The sequence below is a fragment of the Microbacterium sp. Bi121 genome, from assembly GCF_918698005.1.
Lineage (GTDB): Bacteria > Actinomycetota > Actinomycetes > Actinomycetales > Microbacteriaceae > Microbacterium.
On sequence record NZ_CAKKLJ010000012.1, the window covers coordinates 1 to 18,774 of the forward strand.

Here is an 18,774-nt window from a genome sequence, read left to right on the forward strand (position 1 = left end):
CTGCCGCAGCGGCCGGCGTTCTCTACGCCGCATGGCAGGCACTGCGCACGGATGACGAGCTCTGGGTCGCGGACGACCCGCTCGCAGCCCCCGACGCGTGACCGATCCCCTCGACCGGGTCCGGGATCGTCAAGACGCTCGTGGTCAAGCGCAGCGACAACACGTACCTTTTCGCGCTGATCCCCGGTGGCCGCTCGATCTCCTGGCCGAAGCTGCGTGCCCTCGTGGGCGTGAACAAGCTGCGGCTGCCGGAGCCCGAGCTCGCCCTTGCGGCGACGGGCTACGAGCGCGGTACCATCGTTCCCGTCGGCAGCACGACCGACTGGCCGACCTACGCCGATGAGTCGATCGTCGGCGAGCGCATCGCGATGGGCGCCGGCGCCCACGGCTACAGTCTGTTCGTCGACGCCGACGCGCTGATCGCCGCCTACGGCGCTACCGTCGCCGACATCTCGGTTCCCGAAGCTCTCTAGAAGAGCCCGGCCATCCGGAGCGCGATGTCGACGAGCTTGACGCGCTGAAGCTCCTTGACCTCGGCCAGCGTGAACCACCCTGCCCTGTCGGTCGTTCCGTGCTCCTCGAACCTCAGGCTTCCACCCGTGATGGTGGCCGAGTAGACGATCCGCAGGGTGTGCAGCGGAGCATCCGACCGATGTGACCGTCGGTTCGCCGGGATCACGCGCGAATTGATGCCGAGCAGGTCGCCGACACGCGCCGTGTACCCGGTCTCCTCGTCGACCTCGCGGCGCATGGCGTCTTCTGGGTCCTCGCCGGCCTCGAGCCCGCCGCCTGGCATCGTCCAGGCGGCACGGCGACCGTCGACCCAGCGCGCCAGCAGCACCCTGCCGTCATCATCGGTGATGACCGCGTACGCCGCGACGCGCAGATCCATGGGTCAACCATAGTGCGACGCGGGTGTCGCTTCGTGCCGCTTGTCGCGCATCCGGGTGGCGTCACGGGGCACCTCCCAGCGTGCAGGGTCCGTCTCAGCGCCCCATCGCGTCGACCGCTTTCTCCAGGCGCGCGACCGTTCCGTCGACGTCGGCGAGTTTGTCGAGTCCGAACAGGCCGATGCGGAATGTCGAGAAGCCCTCAGGCTCGTCGCAGTGCAGGGGCACGCCGGCTGCGATCTGGAGCCCCTGTTCCTTGAATGCGGCACCGGACTTCAGTGCGGGATCATCCGTGTGCACGACGACGACGCCGGGGGCGGCGAACTCGGAGGCTGCGACCGACGGCAGACCACGCTCGGCGAGGAGGCTGCGAACCCGCGAACCGAGTTCGACCTGGGCCGCACGAAGCTGCTCGAATCCGCGATCGCGCGTCTCGACCATGGCGGCGAGGTTGCGCACCAGCGCATCGGTCGGCATCGTCGCGTGGTACGCAGGGCGACCGGCACGGTACTCGTCGGCGATCGCCAGCCACTTGGCGAGGTCGATCGCGAAGCTCGTCGACGGACGGTTGATGACGGCATCCCGACCCGCCTCGCTCAGCATGACGTACCCCGCGGCCGGCGTTCCGCTCCAGCCCTTCTGCGGAGCGCTGAGCAGCACATCGACGCCGAGCGCCTTCATGTCGACCCACATCGCACCCGAGGCGATGCAGTCCAGCACCAGCAGGCCGCCGACCTCGTGCACCGCATCGGCGAGCGCACGCACGTAGTCGTCCGGCAGGATCATGCCGGCCGCGGTCTCGACATGCGGAGCGAAGACGACCTCAGGACGGCGAGCGCGAACCGCCGCGACGACCTCGTCGATCGGCGTCGGGGACCAGGCCGCCTGCACGTCGTCGCTGTCCGGCCGGGCGGTGAGCACGGTGACGTCGTCGCTGATGCCGGCGGCATCCAGGATCTGCGACCAGCGGAACGAGAACAGACCGTTCCGCACGACGAGGGTGCGGCGACCGGTCGCGAGCTGGCGGGCGACCGCCTCCATCGCGTATGTGCCACCTCCCGGGACGACCGCAGACGTGTGCGCGCCGTAGGCCTCGTCGAGGATGCCGAGCAGCTGCTGCATCACGCCGACGAAACGGGCGGACATGTGGTTCAGGGAGCGGTCGGTGAAGACCACCGAGTACTCGAGCAGGCCACCGGGGTCGACGTCATCGTGCGGGAGGGAGGTCATGCGCCCAGCATCCCATACGGCGGTCGATGCGATCGGTCAGGAATCGAGAAGCACCAGCGTTCGCTGCGTTCGTAATCTGTTCTCAGACGAAGGAGAGACGCATGAGCGAGAAGAACTTCAGCGACGAAGAGCGCGCTGCCATGAAGGCCAAGCTGGATGAGAGCAAGAAGTCCAGGTCACGGGCGAAGAAGAGCCCCGAAGAGGTGCGTGCGGAGGGCGCGGCCGAGATCGCTGCCAAGATCGCGGAGATGCCCGATGACGACCGGATGCTGGGGGAGAGACTCTCGGCGATGGTGACCGAGAACGCCCCGCACCTCGTGCCGAGGACGTACTACGGGATGCCGGCGTGGGCGAACGAGGCGGGCAAGGTCGTCTGCTTCTACAAGCCGAAGTCGAAGTTCAAGGTGCGGTACTCGACGTTCGAGTTCGATCAGGCAGCTCACCTCGACGACGGCAACGTATGGCCGACCGCGTACGCGGTGACCGCCGTGACGGACGCCGACCTGACGTTCCTGGCCGAGCGGGTGCGACTCGCGGCGGGCTGACGCGCGCCTCTCGCCGAGGCCCCTCCGGGCCGTCGGCGCCCCCTCTGGTTTGCGTGAATCAGAGGGGGCGCCGATGCTCAGAGGGGGCCTCGGCGCGGGACATCCGCGGGATGAGGTAGTGTTCTTCGCATGACAACCCGTTGGTATGCGTATTTCGAGTCGGCTCTGGAGGGGCCGGCGCAGAACTAGCGCGCACCAACCCTTCAGAGCCGACAAGCCAGAGCATTCGCTCTGGCTTTCGCCGTTTGCGGCGGGCTCTGCATCCCGGGTCCGCTGCCGAAATAGGACAGGACCCATGAGCACCATCACTGCGATCGAGACCACCGCCGACCTGCACGTCTCGAGATTCACGACTCTCCCGTCTCCTGGCGACATCGCCGCCGAGCTGCCGATCGGGGATGAGCGGGCGGGACTCGTCGCCCGCACCCGCGACGAGATCAGGGCGATCATGGCGGGGGAGGACGACCGGCTTCTCGTCGTCGCCGGCCCGTGTTCGATCCACGACACGGCGGCCGGGCTCGAGTACGCCGGCCGCCTCGTTCGAGCAGCCGAAGAGCACCGTGACGATCTGCTCATCGTCATGCGCACCTACTTCGAGAAGCCGCGTACGACGGTCGGCTGGAAGGGACTCATCAACGACCCGCACCTCGATGGCAGTCACGACATCGAGACCGGGCTGCGGATGGCGCGCGGATTCCTCCGCGATGTGACGGCGCTCGGGATGCCGTGCGCCACCGAGTTCCTCGAGCCGATCAGCCCGCAGTACACCGCTGACCTCATCACGTGGGGGGCGATCGGCGCGCGGACCACCGAGAGTCAGATCCATCGGCAGCTGGCATCCGGACTGTCGATGCCGATCGGTTTCAAGAACGGCATGGACGGCGGGCTTCAGGTGGCGCTGGATGCTGCCGCCGCGGCATCCGCACCGCAGGCGTTCTTGGGAATCGGCGCCGACGGCCGAGCGAGTCTCGTGTCCACGACGGGCAACCCGGACACATCGATCATCCTGCGCGGGGGAGCGGATGGCCCGAACTACGACGCAGCTCACGTCGCCGAGGCCGCTGGTCGGCTGGATGCCGCGATGCTCACCCCGCGCGTGATCATCGACGCGAGCCACGGCAACAGCCGCAAGGACCACGTGCGTCAGGCCGTCGTCGCCTCGGAGCTCGGCGAGCAGATCGCGGCCGGCGGCGCGGCGATCGCCGGCGTGATGCTCGAGAGCAACCTCCTTGCGGGCGCGCAGAAGCTCGATGTCTCGGCACGGACGCGGCTCACATACGGCCAGAGCGTGACGGATGCCTGCATGGGCTGGGATGCCACGACCACCGCCTTCGCGGTGCTGGCGGACGGGGTGCGCCGGCGGCGCTGAGCCTGCATCGCCGCGCATGATGGGAGGAAAGTGGTCGGTTCTCGAACGCCGATCGACCACTTTCCTCCCATCAAAGGCCGGGATCGGGCGTGTCGAGCGAGGACTGACCCCCGTCGAGCACCGCCCGCAGCGTGTCTGCGAAGGCCGCCGGATCGTTGCCGGGCGACCATTCGCTCGCCGCGAATCCACCGTGATCACCGGGGAACACGACAGGTTCGACACCCAGCAGAGCGGCGAGCGCTCGCCCACCCCGTGCCGGCATCCCGCCGCCGCTGGCGGCGCCGATCGCGAGAACGATGCGCGCGCCGGATGCTTTCAGCGCCGCGGAATCCGGCACGAACGCTGGCATCGCCATGTTGTATCCGAGCAGGGCATCATCTCGCGATCCGTCGTCGTCCGTGGGCAGACCGAACTGGGCCGGATCCGGGGCAGGCTGATCGAGGTAATCCGCCCGCAGCGGTTCGACCTGGCTCACCAGCTGGATGAACTTCGCCATCGCCGGACCGAATCCGTCTCGGCGGTACGTGTCGACGATGTCGGCGTTGACCTTCGTGATCGTCTCGGCATCCTCGAGCAGCACGGTCAGCGGCGGCTCATGCGCCACGAGCGTGCGCACGTCATCGGGGTGGCTCGAGACCCAGGGGAGCGCGGCAACGGCTCCGCCGCTCGAAGCGAACGCGTCGACGGGGCCGAGCCCGATGGCCTCAGCCACTCGGTGGAGGTCGTCACCGTGGATGTCGTACGTCACCTCGCCGCCGTCCTTCAGGTGACTGCGCTCTGCGATGCGCGGGTCGTAGGTGATGACGGTGCGGTCGCCGAAGTGTGCGATCAGTTGAGTGAAGCCCGACGCCCCCATCGGCGAGCCGAAGACGAACAGCGGCGGATGATCGCCGGCGTTCTCGGGTTCATGGACGTCGTAAGTGAGAATCGCCCCTGGTACGTCCAGGGTGTGCGTCGTCGTCGACATGCTCTGACGATACGTGATCGACTCGCCCCGTGATAGGAGGGAAGTGATCGGCTTCCACGCTGGGACCGACCACTTTCCTCCCATCGCCGAGGTGGGTGGGACGGCGGCTACGTCTTGTCGCGCAGCACGGCACGGCGCGAGCGGTATTCGTCCTCTCCGATCTCTCCGGCGGCGAAGCGGGTGGCGAGAGCCGCCTCGGCCTCGCGGCGCGGTGCGAGGTTGTGACGGCGGCGCGAGAGGACGATCGCGGTGATGATGCCGCCCGCGATCAGGACGAACCAGACGATCGGGAAGATCGGCCAGAAGAAGCCCGGGCCGTCGAATCCGCCCCAGTGGTGGTCTTGCTCGGCGAGGGCGATGAGTGCTGCAGTGGTCATGAGAGACCCCCTTCGTTATCGGATGCCCCGACTCTCGCGGCGATCGCAGCCTGTGCCATCTGCCGCTCGACGTAACCTCGCGTACGTCAGCGCGCGTACGCCGGCTCGTCCAGGGACGGCGGCTCACTCAACGGCTCACCCGGGAAGGACGGCAGCGACCCGGAATTCGCCGCCGGCGCTGGTCACGGAGATCTCGCCTCCCACGTCGGCGACGCGACGACGCATGCCGGTGATCCCGAAGCCCTCGTCGATGGGTGCGACGGATGCCGTGGGGTTGACGACTTCGACGTGCACGGCATCCGGCTCGTACTGCACCCCGACGCGGGCGTGACGCTCTGTCGCGTGCTTGGCGACGTTCGTGAGCGACTCCTGCACGACGCGATAGGCGGCGACGCCCACCGCAGGGTCGACGGTGCGGGCATCCCCGGTGATCGTCAGATCGATATGGATGCCGGATTCGCGCATCCGCGCGCACAGATCCGCGATGCGGGTGAGGCCCGGCGTGGGTGCGCGCGAGTCCTGCGACACCGCACCGCCCTCCGGCGCGATGGCCGCGAGGGTAGCGCGCAGCTCGGCGAGCGCGTCCGCGCTGGCCCGACTGATCGCCTCGAGGGCGATGGCGGACTGCTCGGGCTTGCGATCGCGAACATGCAGCGCGATGTCGGCCTGCATCTGTATCGCGGCGAGCCCGTGCCCGACGATGTCGTGGACCTCGGATGCCAGTCGCAGGCGCTCATCGTCGACGGCACGGCGTTCGGTCTCGGCACGCTGGCGCTCCGCGGCATCCACGACGAGACGGCGCGTCAGCCCCACGGTGAACGGTACGACGATCCAGGCCAGCGCAGGCACCAGCCCCCAGAAGCCCTCGAGCGCATCCGGGTTCGTGAACAGCCGCACGGCCAGCAGCGGCAGCGCGATCACGGCAGCGATGACCGCGATCCTGAGGCGCTCGCGCCGCGCAAGCGTGTACGTGGCGATGACGAGGCTCAGCAGAATCGGCCCGAACGGGTACCCCAGCACGAGGTACGTGGTGACGGCGACTGTGCAGATCGCGAACGAGATCAGCGGCCACCACCGCAGCGCGCCGGCAGACACCGCTGCAGCGACGACGAGGACGATAGCCCAGCCGTCGACCGTGTGCGTCTGGTTGCCCCAGGCGTTCAGGAAGCGCAGGCTCCCCAGCCCGATGAGCACGAGGAATGCGGTCAGGAGAAGGTTCCCGACGAGACTCCGTGTCGTGCGCATCACCTCACCATCGTGCCCGACGCGGGGCGGCACCGACAGTGCGTCGCGGGGTCAGGCTGGTGCCGGCGATGAGGATGAGCGCGTCAGTCGGGGGCGACAGCGTTCGTCTGTTCATGACCTCAGCTTGTTCGGGTTGCACCACGACGTCGCCCTGCACAGGACGTACTCGGAGATACGTCCGTTGGCGTACGCATTGGAAGCGCGCTGTGCCGAGACTGGAAGTCATGAGCACCACGACACAGCACCTTTCTCGCCCCTCAGCTGCAGGGCGCGCCCGGTTCCCGCGGCTCGGTGCCCGCACGCGCAAGGTCACCCTGATCGTGCACCTGTCCTCGGTCGCTGCATGGTTCGGCATGCATTTCGTTCTCGGCGTGCTGACGTTCGCGGCGCTCGGCGCACCGGCGGAATCGGCACCGGCTTTCGCGCTCTCGATCGCGATGTTCGTCGGCTGGCCCCTCATCGTCGCAGCCTCGTCGAGCGCGCTGCTGTTCACGATCGCGATTTCGGTGATAAAACCATGGGGACGAACCCGACGGGATGCCGAACACGGCTGAAGGAGGTGCCAGGTGATCCGTGTGCTGCTGGTCGACGACCAGGATCTCGTCCGCCTCGGTCTGCGCGCCCTGCTCGAGAACGAAGACGGCTTCGAGGTCGTCGGCGAGGCGGCCGACGGGCTCGCCGCCGTCGACCGGGCGGTCGAGACCCGACCGGACGTCATTCTCATGGACATCCGGATGCCGGGGATCGATGGGCTCGAAGCGACCAGGCGCATTGTGGCCGACGCGAACCTGTCCGACACGCGCGTCATCGTCCTGACCACGTTCGAGCGCGACGAGTACGTGTTCGAAGCGCTGCGGGTCGGAGCATCCGGCTTCCTGCTCAAGGACACCCCGCCGGCTCAGCTGCTCGACGCGATCCGCACCGTCCATGACGGGGGAGCGCTGCTCGGCCCGAGCGTGACCCGCACGCTGATCGCGGAGTTCGTCACCTCGGGGCGACGCACCGTGACACCGCATCCGCAGCTCGACCAGCTGACCGCGCGGGAATCGGAGATCGTCGCGCTCGTGGCGGAGGGACTCAGCAACCACGAGATCGCCGAGCGGCTGTTCCTGAGCCCGGCGACCGCGCGCACCCATGTCAGCCGCGCGATGATCAAGCTCGGTGCGCGGGACCGCGCGCAACTCGTCGTCTTCGCGTACCAGTCGGGACTCGCCTGATACTTTGCCCTTGCGCTAAGCGCTCATCACCGACCGTAGCGATCAGCGAAGCAGGGCGGTCGCCGGACCTTCGAACTGGTGGCCGCCCTTCTCGTGCACCTGGAAAGCCGCGTTCGGCAGATCCGCACGATTGAGCGCCAGGTGGTCGAAGGGGACCACCTCGTCGTCGAGGCAGTGGTGGAGCACAAGGAACTGCCCAGGCTCCGGCCCATCGAAGGCACCTCGGTCATGACCTCAGGGTAGACGCCCCACACAGAGAAGGCGCCACCCTGGAGAGGCCCGTTGAGGTCGACTTTCGCGCTGGGTTCCTGTCGGTGACCGAGTCGTACGCGCAGTTCACGAGCCTGTCAACGCCCTCGGTGGATGCTTCTATGGCGAGTTGTCTGCTGGTATGAGCATGAAATTGAATGACGCGGCGGTGACACACGCTCGTGGACTGCTGCGTCGTGGAGAGTTCACCGACGACGATCGCGACGACTGGAGCGAGCACGCACCGTCGACTGATCAGGAGAACGACTTCATCGAGAAGAACGGAATCACCGAGTACGCGAAATGGCATCTCGGCGAAGACACCGACATGGGCGAGGACACCAAGGGTCGCTACCACTTTCCCTACGGCGACTTCCAGCAGCTGCACCGATGCGCGGTGATCTCAGGAGAGAGCCGTGCGGGTCAGTACAAGCACGAGGCGATCGAGAAGGCACTCAAGGAGCTTCTCAACGCGATCGATCGCAAGGCCGCAGACGACGAGTGAATTCGAAGAGAACGACGTGAATGAAACTGTGGAGCCTAGGAGATTCGAACTCCTGACATCCTGCTTGCAAAGCAGGCGCTCTACCAACTGAGCTAAGGCCCCTAACGGGTATTGAATTGGAGGAAACGGTGGGGCTACCAGGACTTGAACCTGGGACCTCTTCATTATCAGTGAAGCGCTCTAACCGCCTGAGCTATAGCCCCGTCAACCTCCAAGACTTTACCGGAGTTTGACGGAAAATCCGAATCGAGGCCGATCAGCCAGCCGGGCGCAGTTCGACGCTGCCCGCGGACAGTTCGACGAACACCGTGCTGCGTGCATTCGACGATGTCTGCAACCCGTTGTCGAGCGAACCGGCACTCACATCCTGCGTCACGTTGTACTCGACATCGGGAAGGGTGAGCGTGAGCGAACCGGCGCTCACGTCGATCTCCACGTCACTGGGCGCTTCGCCCGTGAGCGCAGCGTCGAGGTCACCGGCTGCGACGCCGAACGACGCCTCGCGGACGTCCGCGAGGTTGATCTCGGCGTCGCCGGCACTGAGGTCGGCATCCAGCGAATCGGCGGTCCCGTCGATCCAGAGCGAACCGGCCGAGACATCCGCACCGAGCTCACCGAAGTCGCCCTCGACATCCAGGCTTCCCGCGCTCAGAGTCACATCGGCGTCGAGCCCGGCGAGCGCCTGCGGCAGGACGAGCTCGACGTGCTCGTCGCGGCCCCATCCTCCGAACCACGACCAGTCGCCGCCCCAACCCCACCAGCGCTCGGGACTGTACAGGCGAAGCTCGTCCTCGTCTCGCTCGAGTCGCCACTCCCGATCGGATCCGGTGACCTGCAGCTCGGCCTGGTCGACGTCTCCGAAGCGGATGCTGACATCCCCGGCGGACGCGTCGACGTCGAGTTCCGTGACGCCGTCGACGTCCAGGCGATCGGACTGGTCCGTCGCGCGGGTGACAGTGTGCACTGCGCCGAAGGCCGCCGTGGCTCCTGCACCGGCGAGCGCGATGCCGCCGATGACGGCCGTGACGATGGCCACGGCCTTGAAGCCGCTGTTCTCCTGCTCGTTCATCGTTCTGCTCCTGTCTGCGAGGACGAGCCGCTCGGCCCGCCCGAATTCTCGATGTGCGCCAGCGCCGCGAGCACTCGTCGGTTGCCCGACTCATCCGGTTCGAGGCCCAGCTTCTGGAAGATGGAGGTGATGTTCTTCTCGACACTCGCCTCAGAGAGGAACAGCAGACCGGCGATCGCCTGGTTCGACTTTCCCTCGGCGATCAGGGCGAGAACCGTGCGCTCGCGCTCGGTGAGCTGCAGCATCCGATCGTCGCGATTGCGACGCGTGAGCAGCTGGGCGACGACTTCGGGGTCGAGCACCGTCGCCCCCTCGGCGATCCGCTCCACAGAGGCGACGAACTCGGCGACATCGGCGACGCGATCCTTCAGCAGGTACCCGAGCGGGCCACCCTGTGCTGATCCACCCTGTGCTGATCCGACCTGCGCCGCGATGAGATCGCTGGCGTAGCGCTCCTCGACGTACTGCGAGAGCACGAGCAGCGGAAGCTGCGGGTGCGTCCGCCGCAGACTCAGCGCAGCACGGATGCCCTCGTCGGTGAACGTCGGAGGAAGCCGCACGTCCAGGATGCAGAGCTCCGGGTCCGTGGTCTGCACCGCCTCGGTCAGCGTCTCGGTGTCGGCGAGAGCTGCGACGACGACGTGACCGGAGTCCTCCAGCAGTCGCACGAGCCCTTCGCGGAGGAGAACAGAGTCCTCACAGATCAGGATGCGCATGGCACGCTCACCTCCAGCGATGTCGGGCCGCCCTGCGGGCTGTCCAGTCGGAAGGTGCCGCCGGCCGCGAGCACCCGGTTCGAGATGCCGTCGAGACCCCCGCCGGGCTGCACCTGCGCGCCGCCCATACCGTTGTCCTCGACTCGGGCCCACAGGGTTCCGCCTTCGCGCAGTCGCACGACGACCCGGCATTCGCTGGCACGGGAGTGTTTCGCGGCGTTCGTCAGCGACTCGGCGATCGAGAAGTACACGGCGGCCTCGGCATCCCTGCTGCAGCGCCCGTCCATCCGGACGTCGAGGCTCACCGGAATGTGCGACCTGCTGGCCAGAGCGGAGAGCGCGGCATCCAGACCCCGATCATCCAGGACGGACGCGTGGATGCCGCGGGCGAGCTGTCGCAGCTCGGTGATCGCGGCCTTGGTCGAGGTGTGGGCCTCGCCGATCAGGGCCTTGGCCGTGTCAGGGTCGGAATCGATCTTCTGCTGGGCGAGGCCCAGGGTCATGCCGACCGAGACGAGTCGCGGCTGGACGCCGTCATGCAGGTCGCGCTCGATGCGCGTCCTCTCGACATCGGCCGCGCGGACGGCGCCTTCGCGCTGCGCGCTCGTCGTGCGGACCTGCTCGTGAAGTTCGGCCTCGCGGTTGGGGACGACGATCGCCCGGGTGAGCACGCGGTGCAGCAGGGCGAGGCCGACTATCGCGGCCGCGGCCAGCACCACGCCGAGCGCACCCAGCAGCGGCGCCCAGCTGACCGCGGTCTCAGCCGCGAAGAAGGGGAACGGCGCACGGATCGTCTCAGCGCCGGTCAGCGGCGCGAACGACACGATGGCCGAGCGGATCATGCCCTCGAACAGGCGCAGGACGATCGCTCCCATGACGCAGGCGATGACGAAGTTCGCGATCGCGCGCCATGTGCGCCCGTCGATCAGCTGGCGCCACAGCGAGTGCAACCAGCCGCCGAATCCGGTGTGCTGACTTCCACGCCACCGCAGGGGAGGCAGGTCGAGACTGTACAGGCTGCTCGCGCGCCCGACCTCGAACCATGCGGTGGCGTAGAAGAAGTAGACGAAGCCGACGAGGAACAGGAGTCCGACGCCGAGCACGAGGATGAGTCCGAGGCCCAGACCCAGCAGGCCCGAGAGCATCGTGAGAACGATCGCGCCGATGACGCCGAGCCCGGCCAGGTGCAGCACGGTCATGAAGATGCGCAGCGGCGGGGTCTTCGCCAGGGCGGGCACGGCCGACGATGCCGGCGGTGCTGGAGGGACGGTCTGAGTGGTCATGCCTCAAACGTAGGCCGCGGGCACCGCCCGCCGACACCGAGTAATCCGGACAGCTCGATTCGGGTTTTCCCTACCCCACGTGCGGGTGCTCCGGAAACGACGAAGGGCGGATGCCGCAGCATCCGCCCTTCGTAGAGAAGAACTAGTTCGACATGAAGCCGACCAGCAGCCCGCCGGTCACCTTCACTGCGAGGTTGTAGATCCCGGCGATCACAGCGCCGAGCACCGTGAACACGATGAGGTTGAGGATCGAGACGACTGCCGCGAAAGCCATGACCTGGGGGAGTCCCAGAAGCGATGCGAGCGAGACGGAGCCGTCCGTGATGTTGCCGACGAAGTCATCCGCCTGGGTGATCAGGTTCGTCGCCTGCAGCACCAGGTAGATGAGGAAGAACGAGACCATCGTCACGATCGCCATGGCGACCGCGGCCAGGAAAGAGAGCTTCACTGCCGACCAGAAGTCGACGTAGACCAGGCGCAGGCGAACCTGCTTGCCGCCGGTCTTGCGCGTGGACTTCTTAGCCAGCTTGTCGGCTACTGTGCTCATGCGTCTGCTTCCTCAGGGTTGGTGTCGGGGGCCGTGGCCGTCTCCGGAGCGTCGTTCTCAGCCGTCGCCTCCGCCTCGTCCTCGACGAGGCCCCGCTCTCCGTTGCGGGCGATCGCGAGGATCCGGTCCGTCTCGGACGTCCGGGCGAAGAGAACACCCATGGTGTCTCTGCCCTTCGCGGGCACCTCGGCCACGGCAGAGCGTACCACCTTGCCGCTGGAGAGAACCACCAAGACCTCGTCGTCCTCGCTGACGATCAGACCGCCCGCCAGGACGCCCCGATCGTCGTTGAGCTTGGCGACCTTGATGCCGTATCCACCGCGGTTCTGGACGCGGTACTGCTCGACCTCGGTGCGCTTCGCGTAGCCGCCATCGGTGACCGTGAACACGAAGCCGTCCGGTGTCGCAACGGACGCCGAGAGCAGTCGGTCCTCGCCCTTGAACTTCATGCCGGTGACGCCGGCGGTCGCACGCCCCATCGGACGCAGAGCCGCATCGGTCGCCTGGAAGCGGACCGACATGCCCTTGCGGCTGATGAGGAGTATGTCATCCGAAGCATCCACGATCATCGCGCTGACGAGCTCGTCGTCCTCACGCAGACGGATCGCGATCACGCCGCCCTGACGGTTGGTGTCGTACTCGCTCAGCCGGGTCTTCTTCACCAGGCCGTCGCGGGTGGCGAGCACCAGGTAGTCGGCGACCTCATAGTTGGCGAGGTCGAGGATCTGGGCGATCCCCTCATCCGGCTGCAGCGCGAGCAGGTTCGCGACGTGCGTGCCCTTCGCGTCACGGCCGGCCTCCGGCACCTCGTACGTCTTGGTGCGATAGACGCGGCCCTTGTCGGTGAAGACGAGCAGCCAGTGATGCGTCGTGGTGACGAAGAAGTGCTCGACGATGTCGTCGGCGCGCAGCTGCGCACCCTTGACGCCCTTGCCGCCGCGGTGCTGCGAACGGTAGTTGTCGCTCCGCGTGCGCTTGATGTAGCCGTCACGGGTGACGGTGACCACCATCTCCTCTTCGGCGATGAGGTCTTCCATCGAGACGTCGCCGTCGAAGCCCTGCAGGATGTGCGTGCGGCGGTCGTCGCCGAAGCGCTCGACGATCTCGGTGAGCTCCTCGCGGATGATGGTGCGCTGGCGCGCCTCGTCAGCGAGGATCGCCTTGAAGTCGGCGATCTTGATCTCGAGCTCGTCGGCCTCGTCGATGATCTTCTGACGCTCGAGCGCCGCCAGGCGGCGAAGCTGCATCTGCAGGATCGCGTCAGCCTGGATCTCGTCGATGTCGAGCAGCTTCTGCAGACCCTGGTTCGCCTCTTGAGGGGTGGGGGAGCGGCGGATCAGCGCGATGACCTCGTCGAGCGCGTCGAGCGCCTTGAGGTAGGCGCGCAGGATGTGCATGCGCTCCTCCGCCTTGCGCAGGCGGAAGATCGTGCGCCGGACGATCACGTCGATCTGGTGGGTGATCCAGTTCGCGATGAATCCGTCGAGCGCGAGCGTGCGCGGCACACCGTCGACGATCGCGAGCATGTTCGCGCCGAAGTTGTCCTGCAGCTGCGTGTGCTTGTACAGGTTGTTCAGAACGACCTTGGCGACGGCATCCCGCTTGAGGACGACGACGATGCGCTGACCGGTTCGGTCACTGGTCTCGTCGCGGATGTCGGCGATGCCGGTGACCTTGCCGTCGCGCGCCAGGTCACCGATCTTCACCGCGAGGTTGTCGGGGTTGACCTGGTACGGCAGTTCGGTGATCACGAGGCACGTGCGGCCCTGGATCTCTTCGACGTCGACGACCGCGCGCATCGTGATCGAGCCGCGCCCGGTGCGGTACGCCTCGTGGATGCCCTTCGTGCCGAGGATCTGCGCTCCGGTCGGGAAGTCAGGGCCGGGGACGCGCTTGATCAGACCTTCGAGGAGTTCTTCGCGCGGGAGCTCGGGGTTGTCGAGCGCCCAGAGCGCGGCATCCGCGACCTCGCGGAGGTTATGGGGCGGGATGTTCGTCGCCATGCCGACCGCGATGCCGACGGATCCGTTGACCAGCAGGTTCGGGAACCGCGCCGGCAGGACGTCGGGCTCCTGCGTCTGCCCGTCGTAGTTCGGCGAGAAGTCGACCGTCTCCTCTTCGATGTCGCGCACCATCTCGAGCGCGAGCGGAGCCATCTTCGTCTCGGTGTATCGCGGAGCTGCCGCACCCATGTTGCCCGGCGAGCCGAAGTTGCCCTGGCCGAGCGCGAGCGGGTAGCGCAGCGCCCACGGCTGCACGAGGCGGACGAGGGTGTCGTAGATCGCGGTGTCACCGTGCGGGTGATACTGACCCATGACCTCGCCGACGACGCGGGCGCACTTCGAGAACGACTTGTCCGGGCGGTAGCCGCCGTCGTACATGCCGTAGATCACGCGGCGGTGCACGGGCTTGAGGCCGTCGCGCACGTCGGGGAGGGCGCGGCCGACGATCACGGCCATGGCGTAGTCGAGATAGCTGCGCTGCATCTCGGACTGCAGATCGACCTGGTCGATCTTGCCGTGTTCGTGAACCGGCTCTGTGCGTTCTTCGTCAGTCATGTGTTTCTTTCGATTGCTGAGCTCGTCGAAGCATCCGGAGTCGCCTACCTCAGATGTCGAGGAAGCGGACGTCCTTGGCGTTGCGCTGGATGAACGTGCGGCGGGACTCGACGTCCTCGCCCATCAGCACGCTGAAGATCTCGTCCGCGCTGGCGGCGTCTTCGATGGTCACCTGGCGCAGGGTGCGCGTGGTGTGATCCATCGTCGTCTCCCACAGCTCCTTCGCGTTCATCTCGCCGAGACCCTTGTAGCGCTGCACGCCGTTGTCCTTCGGGATGCGCTTGCCGTTGTCGAGGCCGTGCTTGAGCAGAGCGTCGCGTTCGGCATCCGAGTACACGTACTCGTGCGGCTGGTTCGACCACTTCAGTCGGTACAGCGGCGGCATCGCGAGGTAGACGAATCCGGCCTCGATGAGCCCGCGCATGTAGCGGAACAGCAGCGTCAGCAGCAGCGTCGTGATGTGCTGGCCGTCGACGTCGGCATCCGCCATCAGGACGATCTTGTGATAGCGGGCCTTCTCGATGTCGAAGTCCTCGCCGATGCCGGTGCCGAAGGCCTGGATCATCGCCTGGACTTCCTTGTTGGCCAGAGCCTTGTCGAGACGTGCGCGCTCGACGTTGAGGATCTTGCCTCGCAGCGCCAGGATCGCCTGCGTGTGCGGGTCGCGTCCCTGCACGGCCGAGCCGCCGGCCGAATCTCCCTCGACGAGGAAGATCTCGCTGATCGACGGGTCCTTGCTCGTGCAGTCCTTGAGCTTGTCGGGCATCGCCGCCGACTCGAACACGCTCTTGCGACGCGCTGTCTCGCGAGCCTTGCGAGCGGCGAGCCGAGCGGTCGCCGCGTCGATCGCCTTGCGGATCACGTTCTTCGCCTGGGCGGGGTTGCGCTCGAACCAGTCGCCGAGCTGATCGCCGACGACCTTCTGGACGAACGCCTTCGCCTCGGTGTTGCCGAGCTTCGTCTTGGTCTGCCCCTCGAACTGGGGCTCGCCGAGCTTGATGGAGATGACGGCCGTCAGACCCTCGCGGACGTCGTCGCCGGAGAGGTTGTCATCCTTCTCCTTGAGGAGGTTGTTGGCACGGGCGTACTTGTTGACGAGCGTCGTCAGTGCAGCACGGAAGCCCTCTTCGTGAGTGCCGCCCTCGTGAGTGTTGATCGTGTTGGCGTAGGTGTAGACGTTCTCGGAGTACCCGGTCGTCCACTGCATCGCGATCTCGAGCGAGATCTTGCGCTCGGTGTCCTCGGCCTCGAAGTCGATGATCTCCTCGGTGACGACCTCGGCGTGACGCACCTTGTTCAGGTACTCGACGTAGTCGACGAGGCCGCGCTCGTAGAGGAAGACGTCGCTGCGCTGCTTCGTGACCGCCTGGCCGTCCTCTTCTACCTCGTAGGTCGCACCCTCGCGCTCGTCGTGCAGCTCGATGCGCAGCCCCTTGTTGAGGAACGCCATCTGCTGGAAGCGGGTGCGCAGTACGTCGTACTCGAACTCGACGGACTCGGTGAAGATCTCGGGATCCGGCCAGAACGTGATGTCGGTGCCGGTGGCGTCGGTCGGCTCACCCTTCTCGAGCTTCTGCTGGGGAACACCGCCATCCGCGAATCTGTGGTGCCAGGCGAAGCCCTTCTGCTTCACCGTGACGTCGAAGCGGGTCGACAGTGCGTTCACGACGGACGAGCCGACACCGTGCAGACCGCCGGAGACGGCATACGCGCCGCCGCCGAACTTTCCACCGGCGTGCAGGATCGTGAGCACGACCTCGACGGTCGACTTGTTCGGGTCGGAGGAGTGCGGGTCTGTGGGGATGCCACGACCGTTGTCGACGACACGAACGCCGCCGTCGGCGAGGATCGTCACCAGGATCGTGTCGGCGTAGCCCGCGAGTGCTTCGTCGACGGAGTTGTCGACGATCTCGTAGACCAGGTGGTGCAGACCACGCGGGCCCGTGGACCCGATGTACATGCCGGGGCGTTTGCGCACGGCTTCGAGGCCTTCGAGGATCTGAATCTGGTCGGCACCGTAATCGGTGGACGGCTCCGTCGCCGGGGTGTGACCGTTAGTGGATTCAGGCTCGTCAGCAGGAATTTCAGGCGTCATCAGAGGGCGTTCTCCACATCGATATCTCGAATACCCAGTCTAGCGTCATCAAGACCGGTTCATCGCGCTGAACGGCCGTGTGTGGCCCTGAAATCGCCTCGGACCCCATTCGTGGTGTCCTACCCGTAGGTATCGCGAGGACCCCGCCCTGGGACGGCTCTGGGCCCCCATTTCCAAGAAGGGACGTCCGGACCGATGAAACGGAGGTTGTCCACACCCGCCTGCGGGTAGCGCCGGCCGATCTCGGTGAGGATGGTCGCGCGCATGAACTGCAGGTTCTTCGCCCAGGCCGTCGAATCGCACTTCACGGTGAGCATCCCGTTCTCCAGAGATACCGGTTCGGAGTGCTTGGCGGTGTCGGCTCCCGCGAGATCCGCCCACTGCCGGACGAGATCTTCACGTGCGAGCGTGATCTCCCACCCGGCCTCGCGGCTGAGCTTGTCGAGCACGGAACCGAGCGCCCCTGGATCACGACCCGGGGTGAAAGGGGCGTTGTCATCGTCATCGCGGATGCGGCGCTTGCGCTTCCAGCTCTTGGAGCTGGGCTTGAGCCCGCGCAGCCGCAGGTAGGTCGCGACCGTCTCCGGGGTCTCAGCGTCGGTCATTCCCCCTCCTCGCCTGTCGATTCGGTCCCTGAGCTTGTCGAAGGGTCGCGCTCGTCGCTGATCGTACCCGCATGGATGCGGACGACGTGCCGGTGCAGCGGCTCGGGGATGTCCTCTTCGACCGCAGCGGTGACGATGACCTGCTCGTACCCGACCGTCAGGGCAGACAGTCGCTGCCTCCGATCGGCGTCGAGCTCGGCGAACACGTCGTCGAGGATGAGCACGGGGTCGCCGGCGGGGGACTCTGCGCGCAGCAGCTCGGCGGATGCGAGCCGGAGTGCGAGGGCGACCGACCACGACTCGCCGTGGGATGCGTAGCCCTTGACCGGCAGGTCGCGGACCCGCAGCAGCAGGTCGTCGCGATGCGGCCCGACGAGAGTGAGTCCTCGGTCGAGCTCCTGAGTTCGCTTGGCCAGCAGGGCAGCGCGGAACTGGTCGGCCAGCGCGCCGCGAGAATCGGATGCTTCGACCTCGCCCTCTTCCGGATCGCCGCCGCGCACCGACAGCGCCCACTCGAGCTCCGGCTTGTGGTCGGCGCCGGCGATCGCCGTGTACGCATCGGCGAGAGGCTGCTGCAGATCGGATGCCAGGCGCAAGCGCGCCTCGATGATCTCGGATCCCAGAGCGACCAGCTTGTCGTCCCAGACATCCAGGGTCGCGAGCGCCTCACCACGGACGCCGCGCGCCCTGGCCGACTTCAGCAGCGCGGTGCGCTGCTTCAGCACGCGGTCGTAGTCGGCGAGCACCCCTGCCATGCGCGGGGTGCGCTGAATCAGCAGCTGATCTGCGAACCTTCTGCGCGAGGACGGGTCTCCGCGCACGATCTGAAGATCCTCCGGTGCGAAGAGCACCACGTGCGCATACCGAGGGAGTTCGCTCGTCTTGGAGGGCGAGCCGTTGATGCGCGCCTTGTTCGAACCCTGGCGATTGATCTGCACCTCGGTGAGCACGCGCCGCTCCCCGACGGAGAGGCGAGCGCGGATCACCGCGAAGTCCTGGCCGTCTCGGACCATCGGAGCATCCGCCGAGACCCGGTGCGATCCGAGCGTCGCCAGGAAGACAACGGCCTCTGCGAGATTCGTCTTGCCCTGGCCGTTGCGGCCGACGAGGACGTTCGGCCCTGGCAGAAGGCTCAGATCAGCGGTCGCGTAGTTGCGGAAGTCGACCAGGTTCAGGTGCTCCACAATCACGGGTTCAGCCTACTTCGGGGGTGTGACACCGGGTTCGCAGCGGCACGGATGCCTCGGGTGACGGACCTCACGAGTGGGTTCGCTACGCGATGGATGCCTTCGTCGGGACATGCCCTC

General features: G+C 66.8%; 20 protein-coding genes, 2 tRNA genes and 1 pseudogene. 8 read left to right on the plus strand and 15 right to left on the minus strand.

Features of this window, described 5'->3' with window-relative positions; translation table 11 throughout:
* Together LQZ87_RS15260 and LQZ87_RS14330 are read left to right on the plus strand one after the other, a co-directional pair.
* Positions 1–101 (plus strand): annotated as a pseudogene (locus tag LQZ87_RS15260) (DNA helicase); the annotation flags it as partial.
* Positions 102–104: 3 nt separating this feature from the next.
* Entirely contained in the window at positions 105–473 is a 369-nt protein-coding gene (locus LQZ87_RS14330) for a YbaK/EbsC family protein (RefSeq protein WP_230104163.1), read from the plus strand.
* Here LQZ87_RS14330 and LQZ87_RS14335 read toward each other — a convergent pair.
* On the minus strand, positions 470–892 hold the full coding sequence (locus LQZ87_RS14335) for an NUDIX domain-containing protein (RefSeq protein ID WP_230104125.1): 423 nt from the start codon (positions 890–892) through the stop codon (positions 470–472). The two genes, LQZ87_RS14330 and LQZ87_RS14335, sit on opposite strands and share 4 nt — an antisense overlap.
* A gap of 94 nt (positions 893–986) precedes the next feature.
* Complete coding sequence (locus LQZ87_RS14340; protein WP_230104126.1) at positions 987–2,120, minus strand: aminotransferase class V-fold PLP-dependent enzyme; 1,134 nt, start codon at positions 2,118–2,120, stop codon at positions 987–989.
* 101 nt (positions 2,121–2,221) lie between these two features.
* Between LQZ87_RS14340 and LQZ87_RS14345 the strand changes: the two genes are divergently transcribed.
* Positions 2,222–2,665, plus strand: a complete 444-nt coding sequence (locus LQZ87_RS14345; RefSeq protein WP_230104127.1) for a hypothetical protein — start codon at positions 2,222–2,224, stop codon at positions 2,663–2,665.
* Between the two features lie 295 nt (positions 2,666–2,960).
* Complete coding sequence (locus tag LQZ87_RS14350; protein WP_290368282.1) at positions 2,961–4,034, plus strand: 3-deoxy-7-phosphoheptulonate synthase; 1,074 nt, start codon at positions 2,961–2,963, stop codon at positions 4,032–4,034.
* Positions 4,035–4,104: 70 nt separating this feature from the next.
* Here LQZ87_RS14350 and LQZ87_RS14355 read toward each other — a convergent pair whose 3' ends face one another.
* The 3 genes from LQZ87_RS14355 to LQZ87_RS14365 form a co-directional block, all read right to left on the minus strand.
* The gene (locus LQZ87_RS14355; RefSeq protein WP_230104128.1) at positions 4,105–5,001 is read right to left on the minus strand and encodes an alpha/beta hydrolase; all 897 of its coding nucleotides are present in this window, start codon (positions 4,999–5,001) and stop codon (positions 4,105–4,107) included.
* Positions 5,002–5,108: 107 nt separating this feature from the next.
* On the minus strand, positions 5,109–5,378 hold the full coding sequence (locus tag LQZ87_RS14360) for a hypothetical protein (protein WP_230104129.1): 270 nt from the start codon (positions 5,376–5,378) through the stop codon (positions 5,109–5,111).
* A gap of 135 nt (positions 5,379–5,513) precedes the next feature.
* Positions 5,514–6,623: a histidine kinase gene (locus tag LQZ87_RS14365; RefSeq protein ID WP_230104165.1), complete on the minus strand. Its 1,110-nt coding sequence runs from the start codon at positions 6,621–6,623 to the stop codon at positions 5,514–5,516.
* A 224-nt stretch (positions 6,624–6,847) separates the two neighbouring features.
* Between LQZ87_RS14365 and LQZ87_RS14370 the strand changes: the two genes are divergently transcribed.
* The 4 genes from LQZ87_RS14370 to LQZ87_RS14385 all read left to right on the plus strand — a co-directional run bounded on the left by LQZ87_RS14370 (position 6,848) and on the right by LQZ87_RS14385 (position 8,594).
* On the plus strand, positions 6,848–7,177 hold the full coding sequence (locus tag LQZ87_RS14370) for a hypothetical protein (RefSeq protein WP_230104130.1): 330 nt from the start codon (positions 6,848–6,850) through the stop codon (positions 7,175–7,177).
* Positions 7,178–7,189: 12 nt separating this feature from the next.
* Entirely contained in the window at positions 7,190–7,840 is a 651-nt protein-coding gene (locus LQZ87_RS14375) for a response regulator transcription factor (protein WP_230104131.1), read from the plus strand.
* Positions 7,841–7,918: 78 nt separating this feature from the next.
* Positions 7,919–8,083: a hypothetical protein gene (locus tag LQZ87_RS14380; protein ID WP_230104132.1), complete on the plus strand. Its 165-nt coding sequence runs from the start codon at positions 7,919–7,921 to the stop codon at positions 8,081–8,083.
* 148 nt (positions 8,084–8,231) lie between these two features.
* Positions 8,232–8,594: a hypothetical protein gene (locus LQZ87_RS14385; RefSeq protein ID WP_230104133.1), complete on the plus strand. Its 363-nt coding sequence runs from the start codon at positions 8,232–8,234 to the stop codon at positions 8,592–8,594.
* Positions 8,595–8,623: 29 nt separating this feature from the next.
* On the opposite strand, the gene LQZ87_RS14390 is transcribed toward LQZ87_RS14385, so the two are convergent.
* From LQZ87_RS14390 to recF, 10 genes are all read right to left on the minus strand, one after another.
* A tRNA-Ala gene (locus tag LQZ87_RS14390) sits at positions 8,624–8,696 on the minus strand.
* Between the two features lie 27 nt (positions 8,697–8,723).
* Positions 8,724–8,797 (minus strand) — tRNA-Ile (locus LQZ87_RS14395).
* 53 nt (positions 8,798–8,850) lie between these two features.
* A complete protein-coding gene (locus tag LQZ87_RS14400) occupies positions 8,851–9,663 on the minus strand; it encodes a DUF4097 domain-containing protein (protein ID WP_230104134.1) in 813 nt (270 codons plus the stop codon).
* Positions 9,660–10,379, minus strand: a complete 720-nt coding sequence (locus LQZ87_RS14405) for a response regulator transcription factor (protein ID WP_230104135.1) — start codon at positions 10,377–10,379, stop codon at positions 9,660–9,662. Before LQZ87_RS14405 ends, LQZ87_RS14400 begins: the two co-directional genes overlap by 4 nt.
* The gene (locus LQZ87_RS14410) at positions 10,367–11,662 is read right to left on the minus strand and encodes a sensor histidine kinase (protein WP_230104136.1); all 1,296 of its coding nucleotides are present in this window, start codon (positions 11,660–11,662) and stop codon (positions 10,367–10,369) included. The genes LQZ87_RS14405 and LQZ87_RS14410 overlap by 13 nt, the downstream gene beginning before the upstream one ends.
* 142 nt (positions 11,663–11,804) lie before the next feature.
* Complete coding sequence (locus LQZ87_RS14415) at positions 11,805–12,209, minus strand: DUF3566 domain-containing protein (protein WP_230104137.1); 405 nt, start codon at positions 12,207–12,209, stop codon at positions 11,805–11,807.
* Positions 12,206–14,767, minus strand: coding sequence for a DNA gyrase subunit A (gyrA, locus tag LQZ87_RS14420; RefSeq protein ID WP_230104138.1), 2,562 nt, complete (start codon positions 14,765–14,767; stop codon positions 12,206–12,208). Before gyrA ends, LQZ87_RS14415 begins: the two co-directional genes overlap by 4 nt.
* A 49-nt stretch (positions 14,768–14,816) precedes the next feature.
* On the minus strand, positions 14,817–16,862 hold the full coding sequence (gyrB, locus tag LQZ87_RS14425; RefSeq protein ID WP_230104139.1) for a DNA topoisomerase (ATP-hydrolyzing) subunit B: 2,046 nt from the start codon (positions 16,860–16,862) through the stop codon (positions 14,817–14,819).
* Positions 16,863–16,981: 119 nt separating this feature from the next.
* A complete protein-coding gene (locus LQZ87_RS14430; RefSeq protein ID WP_230104140.1) occupies positions 16,982–17,467 on the minus strand; it encodes a DciA family protein in 486 nt (161 codons plus the stop codon).
* Positions 17,464–18,657 carry a DNA replication/repair protein RecF gene (recF, locus tag LQZ87_RS14435; protein WP_230104141.1) on the minus strand — a complete coding sequence of 398 codons (1,194 nt, stop codon included), beginning with the start codon at positions 18,655–18,657 and terminating at the stop codon, positions 17,464–17,466. Before recF ends, LQZ87_RS14430 begins: the two co-directional genes overlap by 4 nt.
* Positions 18,658–18,774: the final 117 nt, after the last annotated feature.

What these genes read in the sequence shown, in the direction of transcription:
- LQZ87_RS14365 (WP_230104165.1), bottom strand. Translation starts at nt 6,623, where the DNA reads ATGCGCACGACACGGAGTCTCGTCGGGAACCTTCTCCTGACCGCATTC.
- LQZ87_RS14400 (WP_230104134.1), bottom strand. Translation starts at nt 9,663, where the DNA reads ATGAACGAGCAGGAGAACAGCGGCTTCAAGGCCGTGGCCATCGTCACG.
- LQZ87_RS14405 (WP_230104135.1), bottom strand. Translation starts at nt 10,379, where the DNA reads ATGCGCATCCTGATCTGTGAGGACTCTGTTCTCCTCCGCGAAGGGCTC.
- LQZ87_RS14385 (WP_230104133.1), top strand. Translation starts at nt 8,232, where the DNA reads ATGAGCATGAAATTGAATGACGCGGCGGTGACACACGCTCGTGGACTG.
- LQZ87_RS14415 (WP_230104137.1), bottom strand. Translation starts at nt 12,209, where the DNA reads ATGAGCACAGTAGCCGACAAGCTGGCTAAGAAGTCCACGCGCAAGACC.
- LQZ87_RS14410 (WP_230104136.1), bottom strand. Translation starts at nt 11,662, where the DNA reads ATGACCACTCAGACCGTCCCTCCAGCACCGCCGGCATCGTCGGCCGTG.
- LQZ87_RS14355 (WP_230104128.1), bottom strand. Translation starts at nt 5,001, where the DNA reads ATGTCGACGACGACGCACACCCTGGACGTACCAGGGGCGATTCTCACT.
- LQZ87_RS14430 (WP_230104140.1), bottom strand. Translation starts at nt 17,467, where the DNA reads ATGACCGACGCTGAGACCCCGGAGACGGTCGCGACCTACCTGCGGCTG.
- gyrB (WP_230104139.1), bottom strand. Translation starts at nt 16,862, where the DNA reads ATGACGCCTGAAATTCCTGCTGACGAGCCTGAATCCACTAACGGTCAC.
- LQZ87_RS14350 (WP_290368282.1), top strand. Translation starts at nt 2,961, where the DNA reads ATGAGCACCATCACTGCGATCGAGACCACCGCCGACCTGCACGTCTCG.
- LQZ87_RS14335 (WP_230104125.1), bottom strand. Translation starts at nt 892, where the DNA reads ATGGATCTGCGCGTCGCGGCGTACGCGGTCATCACCGATGATGACGGC.
- LQZ87_RS14345 (WP_230104127.1), top strand. Translation starts at nt 2,222, where the DNA reads ATGAGCGAGAAGAACTTCAGCGACGAAGAGCGCGCTGCCATGAAGGCC.
- LQZ87_RS14370 (WP_230104130.1), top strand. Translation starts at nt 6,848, where the DNA reads ATGAGCACCACGACACAGCACCTTTCTCGCCCCTCAGCTGCAGGGCGC.
- LQZ87_RS14360 (WP_230104129.1), bottom strand. Translation starts at nt 5,378, where the DNA reads ATGACCACTGCAGCACTCATCGCCCTCGCCGAGCAAGACCACCACTGG.
- LQZ87_RS14340 (WP_230104126.1), bottom strand. Translation starts at nt 2,120, where the DNA reads ATGACCTCCCTCCCGCACGATGACGTCGACCCCGGTGGCCTGCTCGAG.
- gyrA (WP_230104138.1), bottom strand. Translation starts at nt 14,767, where the DNA reads ATGACTGACGAAGAACGCACAGAGCCGGTTCACGAACACGGCAAGATC.